This window comes from Mycobacterium sp. 48b (assembly GCF_048282725.1).
Classification (GTDB): Bacteria; Actinomycetota; Actinomycetes; order Mycobacteriales; family Mycobacteriaceae; genus Mycobacterium.
The window spans coordinates 5,706,565-5,722,331 of sequence record NZ_JBLVUL010000001.1 but is presented as its reverse complement, the minus strand read 5'-3'; the positions used below and the strand labels follow the sequence as shown (position 1 = coordinate 5,722,331).

The following is a 15,767-nucleotide window of genomic DNA, read 5'->3' as shown; positions in this document are numbered from 1 at the left end:
GGCATGAGCCTAACCGGGCGAGGTGTCCTGCCGTTATTCGTAGATCTCGCCGTCCACGTAACGCCACTCACCCTTCACCCGCTCGAAACGACTGCGTTCGTGAAGGATGTGCCGGCTGCCGCCGTGGACGTATTGGGCTCGGAACTCCACCACGCCGGTGGTGTCGGCCTCGTCGCCGGCGTCGGTGTCGACGATCTGCAACCGTCGCCAGGTGACGGTCTCGTCGAGGGTCAGCTCGACGGGACGGGTGTCGGGATGCCAGGAGGTCAGCAGGTACTCGACGTCCCCCACGGCGAAGGCGCTGAACCGTGACCGCATCAGTGCGACGGCGGTCGGGGCCGGGCGGACGCCGGCGTGCAACGGCCCGCAGCAGTCGGGGTAGGCGCTGCCGGTACCGCACGGGCAGAGGTTCACGCTCGACACGCGGTCCAGTATCTCCATCGGTCGCTCACGGCCCGTCCTCGACGCCGAGATCGACATGAGGGCTGCGCCTTTTGCCCAATTGCAACCCTGGTGTCGATCTCGACACGGGAACCAGCCGGTACCGTACTGCAGGTGACCGAACGTCGATTGTTGCTCGTCAACGGGCCGAATCTCAACATGCTCGGCACCCGGCAGCCCGAGATCTACGGGTCCACCACGCTGGCTCAGATCGAGCAGCGGGTGGCCGAGGTGGCAGCAGGGTTCGGTTTCGAGGTTCGCGCGGTGCAGAGCAACCACGAGGGCGTGCTGGTCGACGCGATCCAGGCGGCCCGTGGTGACTGCACGGGCATCATCATCAATCCCGCGGCCTACAGCCACACCTCGGTGGCCATCCGCGACGCGCTGAGCGCCGCCGAACTGCCGGTGGTCGAGGTGCACCTGAGCAACATCCACACCCGGGAACCGTTCCGCCACCACTCGTACGTGTCGGCTGTCGCGCAGGTCGTGATCGCCGGAGCGGGTCCGGCCGGATACGAGTACGCGGTGCGCTACCTCGCGGAGCGGCAGTCGTGATCCAGCCTCCCTCCATCCGGTACGCAGGATTTCTGACCGCCGCCGAAGGGATCGCCGCGCTGATCATGGCGGTCGTGCTGCTGGTGCGTGCGATCGGCGGTGCCGACCAGCACATCGTCAGCGGGTACGGCACCGCGATCTGGTTCGTCCTGATCGGTGGCGGGGTGCTCGCCGGCGGTTGGGCGCTGATCACCGCTCGGCGCTGGGGCCGGGGGATCGCGGTGTTGACCAACCTGCTCTTGCTGCCCGTGGCCTGGTACGTGATCACCTCACACCACGTCGTGTACGGCGCCCTGGTCGGATTGCTCGCCCTGGTGACGCTGGGCCTGTTGTTCAGCCCGTCCTCGGTGGACTGGATCACCCGGCGCGGCTAGTCGCGGCGCTCGGCGGCCAATGCCGAAAGTTCCGGGCCCGATACCCGGTAGGTGGTCCATTCGGTCTGCGGCTTGCCACCGACGGCGTCGTACAGCGCGATGGCGTTGACGTTCCAGTTCAGTACCGCCCAGGTCATCCGCGAGTAGCCCTGCTCGACGCACTCACCGGCCAACGTGGACAACAGTTTTCGGGCCAGCCTCCGACGCCGGAACACCGGACGCACGTAGAGGTCCTCCAGATAGAGTCCGGCGACGCCGTCCCAGGTGGAGAAGTTCAGGAACCACACCGCGGTCGCAGCAATCTGCCCGTCGATCTCCACCATGTGCGCGTACGCCACCGGACGGTCGCCGAAAAGCGCCGTGTGCATCTGCTTTTCGGTCACCGTACATTCGTCCGCGGCCCGTTCGAACTCGGCCAACTCGCGAATCATCGCGGTGATCTCGACCTCGTCACCGGGCCGCGCCCGGCGGATCAACTCGCTCATGTTGCCCCTAGTCCGGTCAGGATGGTCCTGAATTTCGTGGTGGTCTCGTCGACTTCGTCATCTGGATCGGATTCGGCGACGATACCTCCGCCCGCACTGGCCAGTGCCGTCGATCGATCTGCGGACAACACCGCGCACCGGATCGAGACGACCCAGCGGCCGTCGCCGCGGCTGTCGCACCAGCCGACGGCGCCGGCGTAGAACCCGCGATCGCCCTCGAGTTCTCCGATCAGGGCAGTGGCCCCCTCGGTCGGGACTCCGCCGACGGCCGGGGTGGGATGCAACGCGAGTGCCAGATCGATTGCCGTGATGTGCTTTTCGCGCAACCTGCCCACCACCGGGGTGCTCAGGTGCCACAGTGCGTCGGTGCCGTGCAACTCGGGTTCGTCGGCGATCTGCAGATCCACGCACAACGGGTCCAGCGCCTGACGCATCATGTCGACCACGAGCTGATGCTCATGTCGGTTCTTCGCCGATGCCGCCAGCGCGGCCGCGTTGGCCGCATCGATCTGCGGATCGGCCGATCGTGGCGCCGACCCGGCGAACGGTTGGCAGATCACCGTCTCGCCCTCGCGCGCCACCAGCAACTCGGGACTCGCGCCGACCAGGACGGTGCCGGTGTGGGCGCCGCCCGCCGCGGACAGGTCCGCCAGGTAGACCGTGGCGGCCGGGTCGGCGTCGGCAAGCCTGCGCAGCACGCTTCGCACCTCCCACGGGGAATCGGCGGTCAGGCGCAGCGCGCGGGCCAGCACCACCTTGTCGATCGGGATCTGCGGGTCGCGCAGTCGCCGGATCGCCTCGGCCACCCGGCCGCGGTGCACCGGTCCCGGCGGCAGGGTTTCGCGGTCCACCACCGCGGGAGGTGGACTGGTGGGCCAGGACGGCAGCGCATCGCTGAACCGGACCGTCTCGGGTTCGTACAGGGCGGCAGGCGTCGCCAGATCGAATGGCAACGCGCCCAAAACAATTGGAGTTCCCGAGCGCAGGGCTGCCTGCGCGTCGGCGATGTCGGGGAATCCGGCACGCATTCCCTCGGCCAGTACGGTGCCGGTCGGACCGGCCAGCACGAATGAGGGGCTCACAGCGACAGGCACGGGTTGGGGTGACCGGTCAGGCCGAGTGCGGTGATCTGGCGTACGCCGTGCTCGAAACCGCACACCGCGAGAGAAGCGGGAACCATCGACACCCGGATTCCTTCGGACACCGGCAGTTCCGCCCAGCGGGTCAGCATCGCGCGGGAGAAATGGCCGTGCCCGACGAACACCACATCCCGGGTCGGCACATGCTTCAGGGCCAACGCCACGGCCTGGTCGGCGCGCGCACCGACCTGTGCCACGGTCTCCCCGCCGGGACAGCCATGTGTCCACACCAACCAGTCGGGCACGGTCTGGCGGATCTGCGGGGTGGTCAGTCCCTCGTAGTCGCCGTAATCCCACTCGGAGAGCACCGGGTCGACCTCGTCGACGTGCAGGCCGGCCAGTTCGGCGGTGACCAGGGCTCGGCGCCGGGGGCTGCTGATCACCAGCGGGTCGCTCAACTGCAGTTCGGCGAGTGCCGGGCGGGCCAACACGGCCTGCTCGCGTCCGGTCTCGGTGAGTTCGAGTTCGGTGCGGCCGGTGTGCCTGCCGGTCGCCGACCACTCGGTCTCGCCGTGGCGGAGCAGGATCAGGCGGTGCAGGCGGTCGCTCACAACGGCGATTCTGCCGCACGTTCCGGCAATGCCGCCGAGAGCGTGCTTGGATGAAGGTGTGACGCGAGTATTAGCGGTCGCCAATCAAAAGGGTGGGGTAGCCAAGACGACTACGGTCGCGTCGCTGGGTGCGGCGATGGCCGAGCAGGGGCGGCGGGTGCTGCTGGTCGATCTGGATCCGCAAGGCTGTCTGACGTTTTCATTGGGACATGACCCGGACAAACTGCCGGTATCGGTACACGAGGTATTGCTCGGCGACGTCGAGCCGGGGGCGGCCCTGGTCGAGACGGCCGAGGGGATGACGCTGCTGCCGGCCAACATCGACCTGGCGGGCTCCGAGGCCATGCTGTTGATGCGGGCCGGGCGCGAGTACGCGCTCAAGCGGGCCCTGGCCAAGGTCGAATCCGATTTCGACGTGGTGATCATCGACTGCCCGCCGTCGCTGGGGGTGCTGACACTCAACGGTCTGACGGCCGCGAACGAGGTGATCGTGCCGTTGCAGTGCGAGACTCTGGCGCACCGCGGTGTGGGCCAGTTCCTGCGCACCATCTCCGACGTGCAGCAGATCACCAATCCCGAGCTGGCGCTGCTGGGTGCGCTGCCGACGCTCTACGACTCGCGCACCACCCACAGCCGTGACGTGCTGCTCGATGTCGCCGACCGGTACGAGCTGCCCGTGCTGGCTCCGCCGATTCCACGCACGGTCCGCTTCGCCGAGGCCAGCGCGTCGGGGTCCTCGGTGCTGGCCGGCCGCAAGAGCAAAGGCGGGCTGGCCTACCGAGAGTTGGCCCAGGCGCTGCTCAAACACTGGAAGTCCGGGAAGAAGCTCCCGACCTTCGCACCCGAGGTGGTCTAGGGCGCCCTTGACCTTGCCCCACGGGCAGACCCGATGCTGACAACATGAACGAAGACCTGATGAGCATCGGAGAGTTCGCGGCCAAGACCGGGCTGTCGGCGAAGATGTTGCGCTCGTACGCGGCGTCGGGCGCACTGGTGCCGGCCGCCGTCGATGAACTGACGGGGTACCGGTACTACTCCCGGGGGCAGATTGCTCAGGCCCGGACGGTGGGGTTGCTCCGGGGAGCCCAGATACCGGTCGCCGAGATCGCCGGATTCCTGCACGACCCGAGCGAGCAGCAACTGGCTGCCTGGCGGACGGCGCTCGATGATGAATACGCGCACCGCTGCCAGGCGCTCGGGGCGGTCCGCGGCGCGCTGCTCGCCCACACTTCTCCGGCGGCAGGGGGTCGCCGGAGTGACGAGAGGACGATCTGGATGGCTTCGGTGTTACGGTCCGCGACGGCCACCGATCAGGGGCCCGTGCGGGAGAGCAACCAGGATTCGCTGTTCGCCGACGGCGTCCTGTATGCGGTCGCCGACGGTTTCGGGCCCGGCGGTGAACACGCCAGCCGCATCGCGATCGAGGTGCTGGCCGCAGGATTCGCGGCCGCACCTGACCGCGACGGGCTCATCGGTGCGGTGCAGCAGGCCAACGAGCAGGTCTTCGCGCACGTCAGCGCGTCTGGCACCAGTTCTGGCGCCACGCTGACGGTGGTGGCGATGTTCGGTGACGAGCAGGGCGGTCCGATGGCCGTCAACATCGGGGATTCGCCACTGAACCGCATTCGTGACGGAGTCATGTGTCAGCTCACCGACGATCACAGTGTCTCGGGGGAGCTGGTGCGAGCCGGTGAGATCACCCGGGAGGAGGCCCGTTTCCACCCGCACCGTCATCTGCTGACCCGGGCGCTGGGCATCGGCCCCTTCATCCGGCCGGACCTCTTCGATCTCGACTGCCGTCCCGGCGACCGGTTCCTGATCAGCAGCGACGGATTGTTCGCCGGAGCCGAGGATGCCGACATCGTGGGCGCGGCCGCCGCCGACGAACCCGAGGTCGCGGTGCAGCGGCTGGTTCAGGTGGCCAACGATGCCGGCGGCAGCGACAACACCACCGTGATCCTGATCGACATCGGCTGAGCCGGCGTCAGGCTGTGCCTCATCCAGGGCCCAGCGCCACCAGTTGCGCGCCGCGCTGTTCGAGCACGGTGTCTCCGGCCACCACCGGCACCACGGGCGACACGCTGGGCGTGCGCGGCAGTGCGATGTGGCGTTGCCCGGTACCGGTCTGCGGATCGAATACGTCATAGCCGTCGTTGACCGGAACCAGGAGCTGCCCGGCCATCACCGTGCCGGGGCCGACCGGGAAATGCGGTCCGGATGGGGTCACGGTGAACTTGTACTGAAGGCCGGCGGTCCCGGTGGTGCTGAAGACCAGCACCGAGTCGCCGGTCCACCAGCTGATCAGGTCCCCGGAACGGGTGGTGGTGGACTGCGGCGCGGCCGGTTTGGCCAGCGGCAGGCTGGCGAGGGTCTTTCCGGTCTCGTCGATGACGTTCACCATCGGCTTCGGGGTGGGCAGGTACACCGCTGTGGTGGTACCCGACACCGCGATCACCTGGGCGCCGGATTCGTCGGTGATGTCCTGCAACTCGACATAGCGCACGTCGGGGGTGTCTTCTTCGTCGGCCGGGCGCAGCAGCGTCAGCCGGATGAATTTGCTCTTCGGACAGGACTCCAGCACCGACACCGCCGAGGAACTCGCCGCCGCCGACAGCTGCCTGCACACAGGTGATGCCGGCACGTCCGGCTTGATGCGGGCGTCCAGTGCGCCATAGGACAGCATCCGGACCATGTCCGAGCGCCACAGCTCGAGGCGACTGTCCCCGGCGGAGAGCACGGTGGTGCCGTCGGAGGACAGCCGGACCTCGGGGTCGGCGTAAGCGGTGCGGGCTGGCCCGCGGGTGCCGGTCTTGCCGTCGACGGTGCTGACCTGTCCGCACCCACGGACATCCGGGTATACCGCGACGGCGTATTGGTACACCGCCGTCACACCGCACAGTTCGAGGTCGCGGGCATAGCTCCACAACACCGCACCGGTCACCGGATCGCGCCCTTCGACGGTGGATCCGTGCGCACTCACCACCGACCCGCCGGCGAGCACGGGTTCGGTGGTCTTCGAACTCTCGGTGGTCCACAGCTCCTGCAGACCATTTGGCACCTCGCGCGCCGGGGTCAGGTACGGCACCGGTGATGCGGCAGGCCTGCTGATTGTGGCCCGTGCATCACTGGTCCACCAGATCAGGCCGGCCGCCAGTGCGACGATCGCGACGATTGCCGCCGCGGCTGCCATGTCGGTGCGGGTGCGGCGTTCAGGTTTGACCATGGACTGGTGTCGTCAGGTCTTGTCTGGCGGGCGCCGGTCAGCCGGCCGTCGCGGTCTCGGTCTTCCGGGGGCGGCGCCGGCGGCGGCGACGTCCGGCGCTGGACGCGTCGCCCGCGGTGTCCTCCGACTCGGTCACCGGTGCGGCTTCGGCGCTGTCCTGCGCAGGGGCTGCGGTGCCCTCGGGGTGCCCGGTGCCCGCCTGGCCGCCGCGGGTACGCCGACGGTTACGGGTCCTGGTCTTGGCCGGCCGGTCCTCGTCCGCCGAGGAGATGCGCTTCTCGTCGGGGCTGCGCGTGGACTTGGCCTTGGCCTTGGCCTTGCGGGGCTCGCCGATGGTGCCCGTGGCGTCGGTCGGGATGCCCAGCTCTTCGTAGATGTGCGGTGAGCTGGAATAGGTCTCCGCCGGATCGGGGCAGTTCAGGCTCAGCGCCTTGTCGATCATTTCCCACCGGCCCAGTTCGTCCCAGTCGACCAGGGTGATGGCGACACCGGTCTTGCCGGCGCGGCCGGTGCGTCCGATGCGGTGCACGTAGGCCTGCTCGTCCTCGGGGCACTGGTAGTTGATGACGTGCGTGACGTCGTCGATGTCGATACCGCGAGCCGCGACGTCCGTCGCAACCAGCACGTCGACGGCGCCGCTGCGGAACGACTTCAGAGCCTTCTCGCGGGCACCCTGGCCCAGGTCGCCGTGCACGGCGTCGACCTTGAACCCGCGCTCGGCGAGCTCGTCGGACACCTTCTGCGCGGTGCGCTTGGTGCGGGTGAAGATCATCGTGGCGCCGCGGCCCTCGGCCTGCAGAATCCGGCTCACCAGCTCCGACTTGTCCAGGGCGTGAGCCCGGTAGGCGAACTGCTCGGTGGTGTCGTGGGTGGCCGCCGAGTGCGGGGCCTCGGCCCGGATGTGGGTCGGCTGGTTCATGAACGTGCGAGCCAGCGTGATGATCGGGTCGGGCATGGTGGCCGAGAACAGCATCGACTGCCGGTCGTCGGGGGTCAGCCGCAGGATGCGCTCGATATCGGGCAGGAAGCCCAGGTCCAGCATCTCGTCGGCCTCGTCGAGCACCAGCACGGACAGTCCGCCCAGCTGCAGGTGTCCCTGCTGGGCCAGGTCGAGCAGCCGGCCCGGGGTGCCGACGACGACGTCGACGCCCTTGCGCAGGGCCTCGATCTGGGGCTCGTACGGACGTCCGCCGTAGATCGAGGTCACGGAGAACTTGCGGTCCGCGGTGGTGAGGTACTTGGCGGCGCCGGCGAGGTCGTCATAGACCTGCAGACACAGCTCGCGGGTCGGCACCACGATCAGGGCGCGGGGAGTGCCGTTGAGCGGGCGGGTCTCGTCGGTGGAGACGCGGTGCAGCAGCGGGATCCCGAAGGCGTAGGTCTTGCCCATACCGGTGCGGGCCTGACCGATCAGGTCGTCACCGGCGAGCGCCAGCGGGAGGGTCAGTTCTTGAATGGCAAAGGGGTGTTCGATGCCGGTTTCGCGCAGGGCACGGACGATCTCGTCGCGGACACCGAGCTCGGCAAACGTTTTATTTACATGCGTCATGGTGGGTGGAGGTGGCCTTTCACTGTCAAACCTCATGGGCATCCAGCGCACACGGAGTCTGACGATGAAACGGTCGGGTTCGCCCGGATACGGTTCGTATCCCTCGGCGCTGCCGATCCGTTGGGCCCAGCTCCACAGGGCGGGCCAACTGCGTGCACGCACATTTCCTGGTAGCGGTTCGGGCGCTGAAACAGTCGGCTCGAAGCCGTTACCAGATACCATTGTAGCTGGTAACGGGATCTGGACCGATTTGCCAGCAGATCACGGTGCTCCGACGGCGTCTAGAGTTGGCCTCATGAATTCGCCTCAGCCTGCCGCGGAACAGATCGTCGAACCGGTCGACCCAGGCGTGACGGCGGATCATCCCGGGGTCAACGAGTTGTTCGCGGTGCTGGCCTACGGCGAGGTCGCCGCGTTCTACCGGCTCACCGAGGAAGCGCGCATGGCGCCGAATCTGCGGGGCCGGATCAACATGGCGAGCATGGCCGCCGCCGAGATGGGCCATTACGAGCTGTTGCGGGATGCGTTGGAGCACAGGGGAGTTGACGTCGTCCCCGCGATGACCAAATACGCCTCGGCGTTGGAGAACTATCACCGGATGACGACTCCGAGCACGTGGCTGGAGGCGTTGGTCAAGACCTACATCGGCGACGCGCTCGCCGCGGACTTCTATCTGGAGATCGCCGACGCGCTGCCCGAGCAGGTGGCCACGGTGGTACGTGCGGTGCTGTCCGAAACCGGCCATTCGCAGTTCGTGGTCGCCGAGGTGCGGGCCGCGGTGACCGCCAGCGATCGGCAGCGGCACCGGCTGGCGCTGTGGGCGCGTCGCCTGCTCGGAGAGGCCGTCACCCAGGCCCAGTTCGTGCTGGCCGATCACGACGAACTCGTCGACCTCGTGATGTCCAGCGGTGAGGGTCTGACCCAGCTGGCCGAGTTCTTCAGCCGCCTGCAGAACACCCACCAGTCCCGGATGCAGGAACTGGGCCTGGCGTAAACGGTCGCTACTGCGTGCAGGTGGTGATCATCGTGTTGTTGGCCTGCGCGACGAGCACGGCGCCGGACGCATCGGTGATCGAGCAGTTGAGCTGACCCGCGACGCTCGTCGCGGTCACCGACTTGAGCGTGACACCCGGGTTGAGCACCACGGTCTTGGCCCAGGGCAGCGCGACGTTGATGTCGGTCTGCAGTGCACCCTGCTCGTCGGTGTAGACGATGGTCACCAGGTCGATCAGCTGGCGGTTGCCGGTCACCCGGTAGGTGATCGCGTTCGGGGTCGCGATGGCCGCGGGCGGAGCCGCCTCGGGCGGCGCGGCCGGCGCGGGTGCGGCGGTCGCGCTGGGCGCCGGCGTCAGGGTCGTGACGGTCTCGGGTGACAGCGGCGCCGTCGGTGCGGCCCGCGGCGGAACCGGCTTCGTGCTGGCGTCCTGCGCCGGTTGCGTCGTCTGGGTCGGCTGCGCCGACGGCGAGGTCAGGGTGGCCGATACCGAGCCACTGTCGCCGCCGCCCAGGATCACCACGGTGCAGATCACCGCGACGAGCAGGATCGCGCCGGCCACGGCGGCCACCCAGATCCAGCGCCGGTCGATCGGGTCCTCGTAGAACGTGACCTCGTCGTCGTAGTCCGCGTCGTAGTCGGCGTCGGCGTCGTACTCGTCCGTCTTGTAGTCAGGGGTGTAGCCGGAGTACCCGCTCGGCTCATACGGGCGGTCCCCGAACCGCTCGGTCGGGCTGGTGTCGTACGGCGAATAGTGCCTGGTCATGCGGGTGCCCCAGTCGTCTCGTCCAATATCGGCACTGATGCTATCGAGGCAGAAGTGACAGATGAGGTTGAGCTCGGGGCGTGTCGGTCACGGTCCGGACTCGGTTCGGTATCTGCGTTTCGCGCACGGCGTACCTCTGGTCCAGACCGCTGGCGGCGACGCGACCCGGCTGTCCACTAGCCTGCTCAGGGAAGTCGACAAACGACGCGAGAAAGAAAGAAGGGTCCAGCGTGGAGGTCAAAATCGGTGTCACGGACAGCCCGCGCGAGCTGACCTTCAACAGCGCGCAGACACCCACCGAGGTGGAGCAGCAGGTCACCGAAGCACTCGCCAAGGATTCGGGTGTGCTGGCGCTGACTGATGAGAAGGGGCGGCGATTCCTGGTGCAGAACAGCCGGATCGCCTACGTCGAGATCGGCGCCGCCGACGTGCGCCGGGTTGGTTTCGGCGTCGGAGCGGAATCCGCCTGAGATCAGGACCGGGTGAGTGGCACGTGTGACAGTCCGCCCCAGGCGAACTGCACCGTGCCATCCACGGCCGTATTCCGGTCGATCGGGCGGTCATTGGTCAGCCAGTACCGCGCCGAGTCGACGCTGATGGCCACCAGCCCGACCGCGATCATCCTGGCGCGGTGCGCCTCCAGGCCGGAATCCCGGCTGATCAGATCGAACACCGCATCGGTGCACGCCTCGGTCGCGACCTTCACCTGAGCCGCCACCTGCGGCTCGCTGACGTAGTCGTTCTCGAAGATCAGCCGGTAGCCCTGGCTGTCGTGCTCGATGAAATCGAAGAACGCCTCGACCGCCGCGCGTAACCGCTGCCGGTTGTCGGTCGTGGTCCGAAGGGCCTGGCGCACGCCGGACACCAGATTGTCGACGTGCCGCTGCAGTACCGCCAGGTACAGCTCGAGCTTCGATGAAAAGTGTTGGTACAGAACAGGCTTGCTCACGCCCGCACGTTCGGCGATCTCATCCATGCCCGCTGCGTGGTAACCGCGCTCGACGAACACCTCACTGGCGGCAGCCAACAGCTGTCCACGCCGTTCATCACGGGGAAGGCGATTGCCGCGTCGACCACCGGTCGTGGGCTTGTCGCCTCTCCTCTCGGCGGTGTTGGCGAGATCGCTCATCAGGTCCTCAATCTGTATTGCTCTGGCGCACTTGGACATGTTCACCCGAGCCGCTGATCGCACCGACACTACTACCGTGGCGCGCCAGTTTCGCCGCGCGGTCGCGGAAGAAACCGCACGGGGTTTCGAAATGACACCGGCGAGGTCACGGCATAGCTGCGCCGAGAACCGATCCACAGGAGTCTGTGCCATTCTGGTCCGGTGACCTACGACCCGGGACGTCGCGGGGGTGGCCGTGTCCCGGCGCTGCGCAACGAGTGGCGGGAGCCGCTACGCGCTCAGCGAGATCCGATTGCCGCTGATTCAGGACGAGCGAGATCCAATCGGGACGACCACCAGCAGTGGCGCAAGCAAACGTGGATCGGCCATTTCGTGTCCACCTACGGCTGGCGCGCGTATGCGTTGCCGGTGCTGATCGTGCTGACCGTGGTGGTGATCTACCAGACCATCACGGGCACCAGTGCGCCGCACTCCGCCCAGGAGGAGGAGGGCCCGGTGCAGGGCCCGCCCACCATCGATGTGGCCAGCACCGCGATCATCGGTGCACCGCCCAAAGGCCTGACCCAGTTCGACGCGAACCTGCCCACCGGGATCCTGCCCGCGGGCGGACAGTTCACCGAGGCCGGGGCGCGGACCTGGCGGATCGTGCCGGGCATCACTCCCAAGATCGGTGAGGGCACCACGAAATCCTTCAACTACACCGTCGAGGTCGAGGACGGCGTGGACACCACCGCATTCGGGGGCGACGAAGGTTTCGCCCACATGGTCAGCGAGACGCTGGCGAATCCGAAGAGCTGGACGCACAACGGGCTGTTCGCGTTCACCCGGGTGGATGCGAGCAGTGGCGTGGAACCGGATTTCCGGGTGTCGCTGACCTCCCCGATGACGGTGCGTGAGGGCTGCGGGTACGACATCGAGCTGGAGTCCTCCTGCTACAACCCGTCCTTCGACGGGAATCAGCCAAGGGTGTTCGTCAACGAGGCCCGGTGGGTCCGCGGCGCGGTGCCGTTCCAGGGGGACATCGGCTCCTACCGGCAGTACCTGATCAACCATGAGGTTGGTCACGCCATCGGGTACCAGCGGCACGAGGCGTGCGAGGCCAACGGAAAGTTGGCGCCGATCATGATGCAGCAGACGTTCTCCACCTCGAACGACGACGCCGCCAAGTTCGACCCCGGAACCGTCAAGGCGGACGGGCTGACCTGCCGGTTCAATCCCTGGCCGTACCCGATCGCATAACTGCCGGCCGCACTCCTGTGCGCGGTCGCGGTAGCCGGACGGCGGGAAGCATGAGCGCCGGATTACCGTTGTGGATACGAGCAGCTGGGACGATGAACTGACCAGGAAAACTGAGGAGACATACGGTGTCCGCGAATTTGGACGTGTCGTTACCGCCGTTGGTTGAGCCGGCCGCCGAGCTGACGAGGGAAGAGGTCACGCGCTACAGCCGGCACCTGATCATTCCGGACGTCGGCGTGATCGGGCAGAAGAGGCTGAAAAACGCCAAGGTCCTGGTGATCGGGGCCGGCGGACTGGGGTCGCCGACCCTGCTGTACCTGGCCGCGGCCGGGGTGGGCACCATCGGGATCGTCGAGTTCGACGTGGTCGACGAGTCCAACCTGCAGCGCCAGATCATCCACGGCCAGTCCGATATCGGCCGGTCCAAGGCGCAGAGCGCCAAGGAGTCGGTGCTGGAGATCAACCCGCTGGTGACGGTGAACCTGCACGAGTTCCGGTTGGAACCCGACAATGCGGTGGAGCTGTTCAGCCAGTACGACTTGATCCTGGACGGCACCGACAACTTCGCCACCCGTTACCTGGTGAACGACGCGGCGGTGCTCGCAGGCAAGCCCTACGTGTGGGGCTCGATCTACCGGTTCGAAGGTCAGGTGTCGGTGTTCTGGGAGGACGCGCCCGACGGGCTGGGCCTCAACTACCGCGACCTCTACCCCGAACCGCCGCCACCGGGCATGGTGCCCTCGTGCGCCGAGGGCGGGGTGCTGGGCATCCTGTGCGCCTCGATCGCGTCGGTGATGGGTACCGAGGCCATCAAGCTCATCACCGGCATCGGGGAACCGCTGCTCGGTCGCCTCATGGTGTACGACGCCCTCGAGATGTCGTACCGGACCATCCGAATCCGCAAGGATCCGGCCACTCCGAAGATCACCGAGCTCATCGACTACGAGGCCTTCTGCGGTGTGGTCTCCGACGAGGCTGCGGCCGCTGCAGCTGACTCGACGATCACCCCGCTGGAGCTCAAGGAACTCATCGACTCCGGGAAACCGTTGGCGCTGATCGACGTCCGCGAACCCGTCGAATGGGATATCAATCACATCGAGGGTGCCGAGCTCATCCCGAAGCCGACATTCGAGTCCGGCGACGCGTTGGCGAAACTCGCTGTGGACCGGACACCGGTGCTGTACTGCAAGACCGGGATCCGTTCGGCCGAGGTGCTCGCCATCGTCAAGAAGGCCGGTTTCTCCGATGCGTTGCACCTTCAGGGCGGAATTGTGGCCTGGGCCAAGCAACTCGAGCCCGACATGGTGATGTACTGACGGCTGGTTTGCCGGTCAACGCCTTAGGCTGAGGCTGTGAGTGTGGAACGGCCGCCGGAACATGTGCTGGCGGCGTTCGGCCTGTCCGGGGTGCGCCCGGTACCGCTCGGCTCGAGCTGGGAGGGTGGCTGGCGCTGCGGCGAAGTGGTGATGTCGATGGTGCCCGAGCACGCCCGTGCGGCGTGGTCGGCCAAGGTTCGGGAGTCGCTGTTCATCGACGGCGTGCGGCTGGCCCGCCCGGTCCGTTCGACAGATGGCCGTTACGTGGTCGCCGGCTGGCGGGCGGACACGTTCGTCGCGGGCACGCCCGAACCGCGTCACGACGAGGTGGTGTCGGCGGCAGTGCGATTGCACGAGGCCACCGCGAAATTGGAGCGGCCACGCTTCCTCACCCAACCGCCGGTCGCGCCGTGGGCCGATGTGGATGTGTTCATCGCCGCCGACCGGGCTGCCTGGGAGGACCGGCCGCTGCACTCCTTGCCGCCCGGCGCCAGGGTCTCGCCCGGCTCGTCGGACGGCGAACGCTCTGTGGAACTCATCAATCAGCTGGCAGGCCTGCGCCGACCGACCCGGAGCGCGAACCAACTGGTTCACGGTGACCTCTACGGCACAGTGCTTTTCGCCGGGACGGCGGCGCCGGGAATCACCGACATCACCCCGTACTGGCGCCCGGCACCGTGGGCCGCGGGTGTGGTGGTGGTCGACGCCCTGTCCTGGGGTGACGCCGACGACGGCTTGATCGAGCGATGGCAGTCGCTACCCGAATGGCCGCAGATGTTGTTGCGGGCGTTGATGTTCCGGCTGGCCGTACACGCGCTGCACCCGCGGTCCACCGCCGCGGCCTTCCCGGGTCTGGCGCGCACCGCCTCGCTCGTCCGGCTGACCCTCTGACTCGCCTGTTCGCGATCAGAACCGGTGCCGGTACTCGGCCAGGCGTACCCGCCCGTCGGTGGCCAGCACCCCCTCGGCGCGCAGCCGTTCCAGCTGTCGGGTGGCCAGGTGCGGGGCGGGACGCCCGGATGCCGTGATCACCCGGTGCCAGGGCAGGTCCGAGGAATCGGTCCGCATGATCCAGCCGACGATCCGTGGGCTGGAAAGGTCTGCGGCATCGGCAATGTCACCGTATGTGCAGACCCGCCCCGGCGGGATCGCGGCCACCAGCGCCCGCACGGTCTCGACCTGTTCCTCGGTCACCGCAGGCATGTCAGCCGAGCTGTTCGAGGATCAGTTTCGCGGTCTCGGCGGGTTTGGCCTGGGCCACCATGTGGTCGCAATCCCAGTCCAGGAGAGCGAAATCCGGACCGAGGTGCTCACTTAGCGCGCCGATGAGAGCGTCGTGCGCGTACGGCGGGCTGGTCCGGGTGGCGCGGACCAGGGCCGTGGGAGTGCCCTTGCGTGGCAGCGCAACCGGGCGGGCCAACTCGCTCCAGTAGGACATCATGGCCGGGATGCTGATCCGCCACCCGTAGCGGCCGTCGGCAAGCTCGACGAGATGCTCGTCGAGGTCCCGGTCCAACTCAGCCGGTGCCACCTCACCCCACGAACCATTGGCTTTCTCGGCGCGGGCCTCGGCACGGTCGGGATAGTCGGGCGAGGCCATCATGGCCTCGGCGATCTCGCGCATCCATTCACCGTCGAGCTCCACAGCCGGGTCGAGCAACACCAGACCGCTGACCAGATCCGGGTGTGCGGCAGCGAGATTGAGAGCCACCGCACCCCCGAAGGAATGCCCGGCCACCAAGGTCGGACCGTCCAGCAGCGCGGCCAGGGCCTCGACGTTGGCATCGAGCGTCCACGGTGCAGCCCACGACGAGCGGCCGTGGCCGAGCAGATCGGGGGCAAGCACCGCCTGCTCGGGCAGATGCTGCTCGGCCAGTGTCTTCCAGCGTTGGCCGTGCCCGGTCAAACCGTGGATGAGCAACAGTCGGGGCGCCCGGTCAGGGCCGTAGCGGTGGACGTGCAACTTCTCGGCTGACATTTCATAGATGCTGCCAGGGACCATTCAG

Annotated in this window: 19 protein-coding genes; 9 read left to right on the top strand and 10 right to left on the bottom strand. The window is 67.6% G+C overall.

The window, feature by feature from the left end; all coding sequences use genetic code 11:
• Positions 1 to 33 precede the first annotated feature (33 nt).
• Positions 34 to 441, bottom strand: a complete 408-nt coding sequence (locus ACNQR1_RS27910) for a YchJ family protein (protein WP_418050534.1) — start codon at positions 439 to 441, stop codon at positions 34 to 36.
• A 114-nt stretch (positions 442 to 555) separates the two neighbouring features.
• On the opposite strand from ACNQR1_RS27910, the gene aroQ reads away from it, so the two are divergent.
• On the top strand, positions 556 to 996 hold the full coding sequence (gene aroQ / locus ACNQR1_RS27905; protein WP_418048842.1) for a type II 3-dehydroquinate dehydratase: 441 nt from the start codon (positions 556 to 558) through the stop codon (positions 994 to 996).
• Complete coding sequence (locus ACNQR1_RS27900; protein WP_418048841.1) at positions 993 to 1,370, top strand: hypothetical protein; 378 nt, start codon at positions 993 to 995, stop codon at positions 1,368 to 1,370. The genes aroQ and ACNQR1_RS27900 overlap by 4 nt, the downstream gene beginning before the upstream one ends.
• Here ACNQR1_RS27900 and ACNQR1_RS27895 read toward each other — a convergent pair.
• The 3 genes from ACNQR1_RS27895 to ACNQR1_RS27885 are packed head-to-tail and all read right to left on the bottom strand — an operon-like array spanning position 1,367 to position 3,545.
• Positions 1,367 to 1,855, bottom strand: coding sequence for a GNAT family N-acetyltransferase (locus ACNQR1_RS27895; RefSeq protein ID WP_418048840.1), 489 nt, complete (start codon positions 1,853 to 1,855; stop codon positions 1,367 to 1,369). The genes ACNQR1_RS27900 and ACNQR1_RS27895 overlap by 4 nt on opposite strands.
• On the bottom strand, positions 1,852 to 2,883 hold the full coding sequence (locus ACNQR1_RS27890) for an isochorismate synthase (RefSeq protein ID WP_418050533.1): 1,032 nt from the start codon (positions 2,881 to 2,883) through the stop codon (positions 1,852 to 1,854). Before ACNQR1_RS27890 ends, ACNQR1_RS27895 begins: the two co-directional genes overlap by 4 nt.
• 50 nt (positions 2,884 to 2,933) lie before the next feature.
• Positions 2,934 to 3,545, bottom strand: coding sequence for an acid phosphatase (locus ACNQR1_RS27885; protein WP_418048839.1), 612 nt, complete (start codon positions 3,543 to 3,545; stop codon positions 2,934 to 2,936).
• A 28-nt stretch (positions 3,546 to 3,573) separates the two neighbouring features.
• Here ACNQR1_RS27885 and ACNQR1_RS27880 point away from each other — a divergent pair, with 28 nt between their 5' ends.
• Complete coding sequence (locus ACNQR1_RS27880) at positions 3,574 to 4,401, top strand: ParA family protein (protein ID WP_162490783.1); 828 nt, start codon at positions 3,574 to 3,576, stop codon at positions 4,399 to 4,401.
• Positions 4,402 to 4,445: 44 nt separating this feature from the next.
• Entirely contained in the window at positions 4,446 to 5,522 is a 1,077-nt protein-coding gene (locus ACNQR1_RS27875; protein WP_418048838.1) for a MerR family transcriptional regulator, read from the top strand.
• 19 nt (positions 5,523 to 5,541) lie between these two features.
• Here ACNQR1_RS27875 and ACNQR1_RS27870 read toward each other — a convergent pair whose 3' ends face one another.
• Entirely contained in the window at positions 5,542 to 6,768 is a 1,227-nt protein-coding gene (locus tag ACNQR1_RS27870; RefSeq protein WP_418048837.1) for a hypothetical protein, read from the bottom strand.
• A 37-nt stretch (positions 6,769 to 6,805) separates the two neighbouring features.
• The gene (locus ACNQR1_RS27865) at positions 6,806 to 8,317 is read right to left on the bottom strand and encodes a DEAD/DEAH box helicase (protein WP_418048836.1); all 1,512 of its coding nucleotides are present in this window, start codon (positions 8,315 to 8,317) and stop codon (positions 6,806 to 6,808) included.
• 295 nt (positions 8,318 to 8,612) lie between these two features.
• On the opposite strand from ACNQR1_RS27865, the gene ACNQR1_RS27860 reads away from it, so the two are divergent.
• Positions 8,613 to 9,311, top strand: a complete 699-nt coding sequence (locus tag ACNQR1_RS27860; RefSeq protein ID WP_418048835.1) for a ferritin-like fold-containing protein — start codon at positions 8,613 to 8,615, stop codon at positions 9,309 to 9,311.
• 7 nt (positions 9,312 to 9,318) lie between these two features.
• Here ACNQR1_RS27860 and ACNQR1_RS27855 read toward each other — a convergent pair whose 3' ends face one another.
• Positions 9,319 to 10,077 carry a hypothetical protein gene (locus tag ACNQR1_RS27855; RefSeq protein ID WP_418048834.1) on the bottom strand — a complete coding sequence of 253 codons (759 nt, stop codon included), beginning with the start codon at positions 10,075 to 10,077 and terminating at the stop codon, positions 9,319 to 9,321.
• A 230-nt stretch (positions 10,078 to 10,307) separates the two neighbouring features.
• Here ACNQR1_RS27855 and ACNQR1_RS27850 point away from each other — a divergent pair, with 230 nt between their 5' ends.
• The gene (locus ACNQR1_RS27850; protein ID WP_044516780.1) at positions 10,308 to 10,547 is read left to right on the top strand and encodes a DUF3107 domain-containing protein; all 240 of its coding nucleotides are present in this window, start codon (positions 10,308 to 10,310) and stop codon (positions 10,545 to 10,547) included.
• 2 nt (positions 10,548 to 10,549) lie between these two features.
• Here ACNQR1_RS27850 and ACNQR1_RS27845 read toward each other — a convergent pair whose 3' ends face one another.
• A complete protein-coding gene (locus tag ACNQR1_RS27845) occupies positions 10,550 to 11,206 on the bottom strand; it encodes a TetR/AcrR family transcriptional regulator (RefSeq protein ID WP_418048833.1) in 657 nt (218 codons plus the stop codon).
• 201 nt (positions 11,207 to 11,407) lie between these two features.
• Here ACNQR1_RS27845 and ACNQR1_RS27840 point away from each other — a divergent pair, with 201 nt between their 5' ends.
• The 3 genes from ACNQR1_RS27840 to ACNQR1_RS27830 all read left to right on the top strand — a co-directional run bounded on the left by ACNQR1_RS27840 (position 11,408) and on the right by ACNQR1_RS27830 (position 14,652).
• Entirely contained in the window at positions 11,408 to 12,445 is a 1,038-nt protein-coding gene (locus tag ACNQR1_RS27840; protein ID WP_418048832.1) for a DUF3152 domain-containing protein, read from the top strand.
• Between the two features lie 137 nt (positions 12,446 to 12,582).
• Complete coding sequence (gene moeZ, locus ACNQR1_RS27835; RefSeq protein ID WP_090432958.1) at positions 12,583 to 13,761, top strand: adenylyltransferase/sulfurtransferase MoeZ; 1,179 nt, start codon at positions 12,583 to 12,585, stop codon at positions 13,759 to 13,761.
• Positions 13,762 to 13,797: 36 nt separating this feature from the next.
• Positions 13,798 to 14,652 carry a TIGR02569 family protein gene (locus ACNQR1_RS27830; protein ID WP_418048831.1) on the top strand — a complete coding sequence of 285 codons (855 nt, stop codon included), beginning with the start codon at positions 13,798 to 13,800 and terminating at the stop codon, positions 14,650 to 14,652.
• 15 nt (positions 14,653 to 14,667) lie between these two features.
• On the opposite strand, the gene ACNQR1_RS27825 is transcribed toward ACNQR1_RS27830, so the two are convergent.
• Positions 14,668 to 14,964, bottom strand: a complete 297-nt coding sequence (locus ACNQR1_RS27825) for an MGMT family protein (RefSeq protein WP_418048830.1) — start codon at positions 14,962 to 14,964, stop codon at positions 14,668 to 14,670.
• Position 14,965: 1 nt separating this feature from the next.
• Positions 14,966 to 15,739: an alpha/beta fold hydrolase gene (locus tag ACNQR1_RS27820; protein ID WP_418048829.1), complete on the bottom strand. Its 774-nt coding sequence runs from the start codon at positions 15,737 to 15,739 to the stop codon at positions 14,966 to 14,968.
• Positions 15,740 to 15,767: the final 28 nt, after the last annotated feature.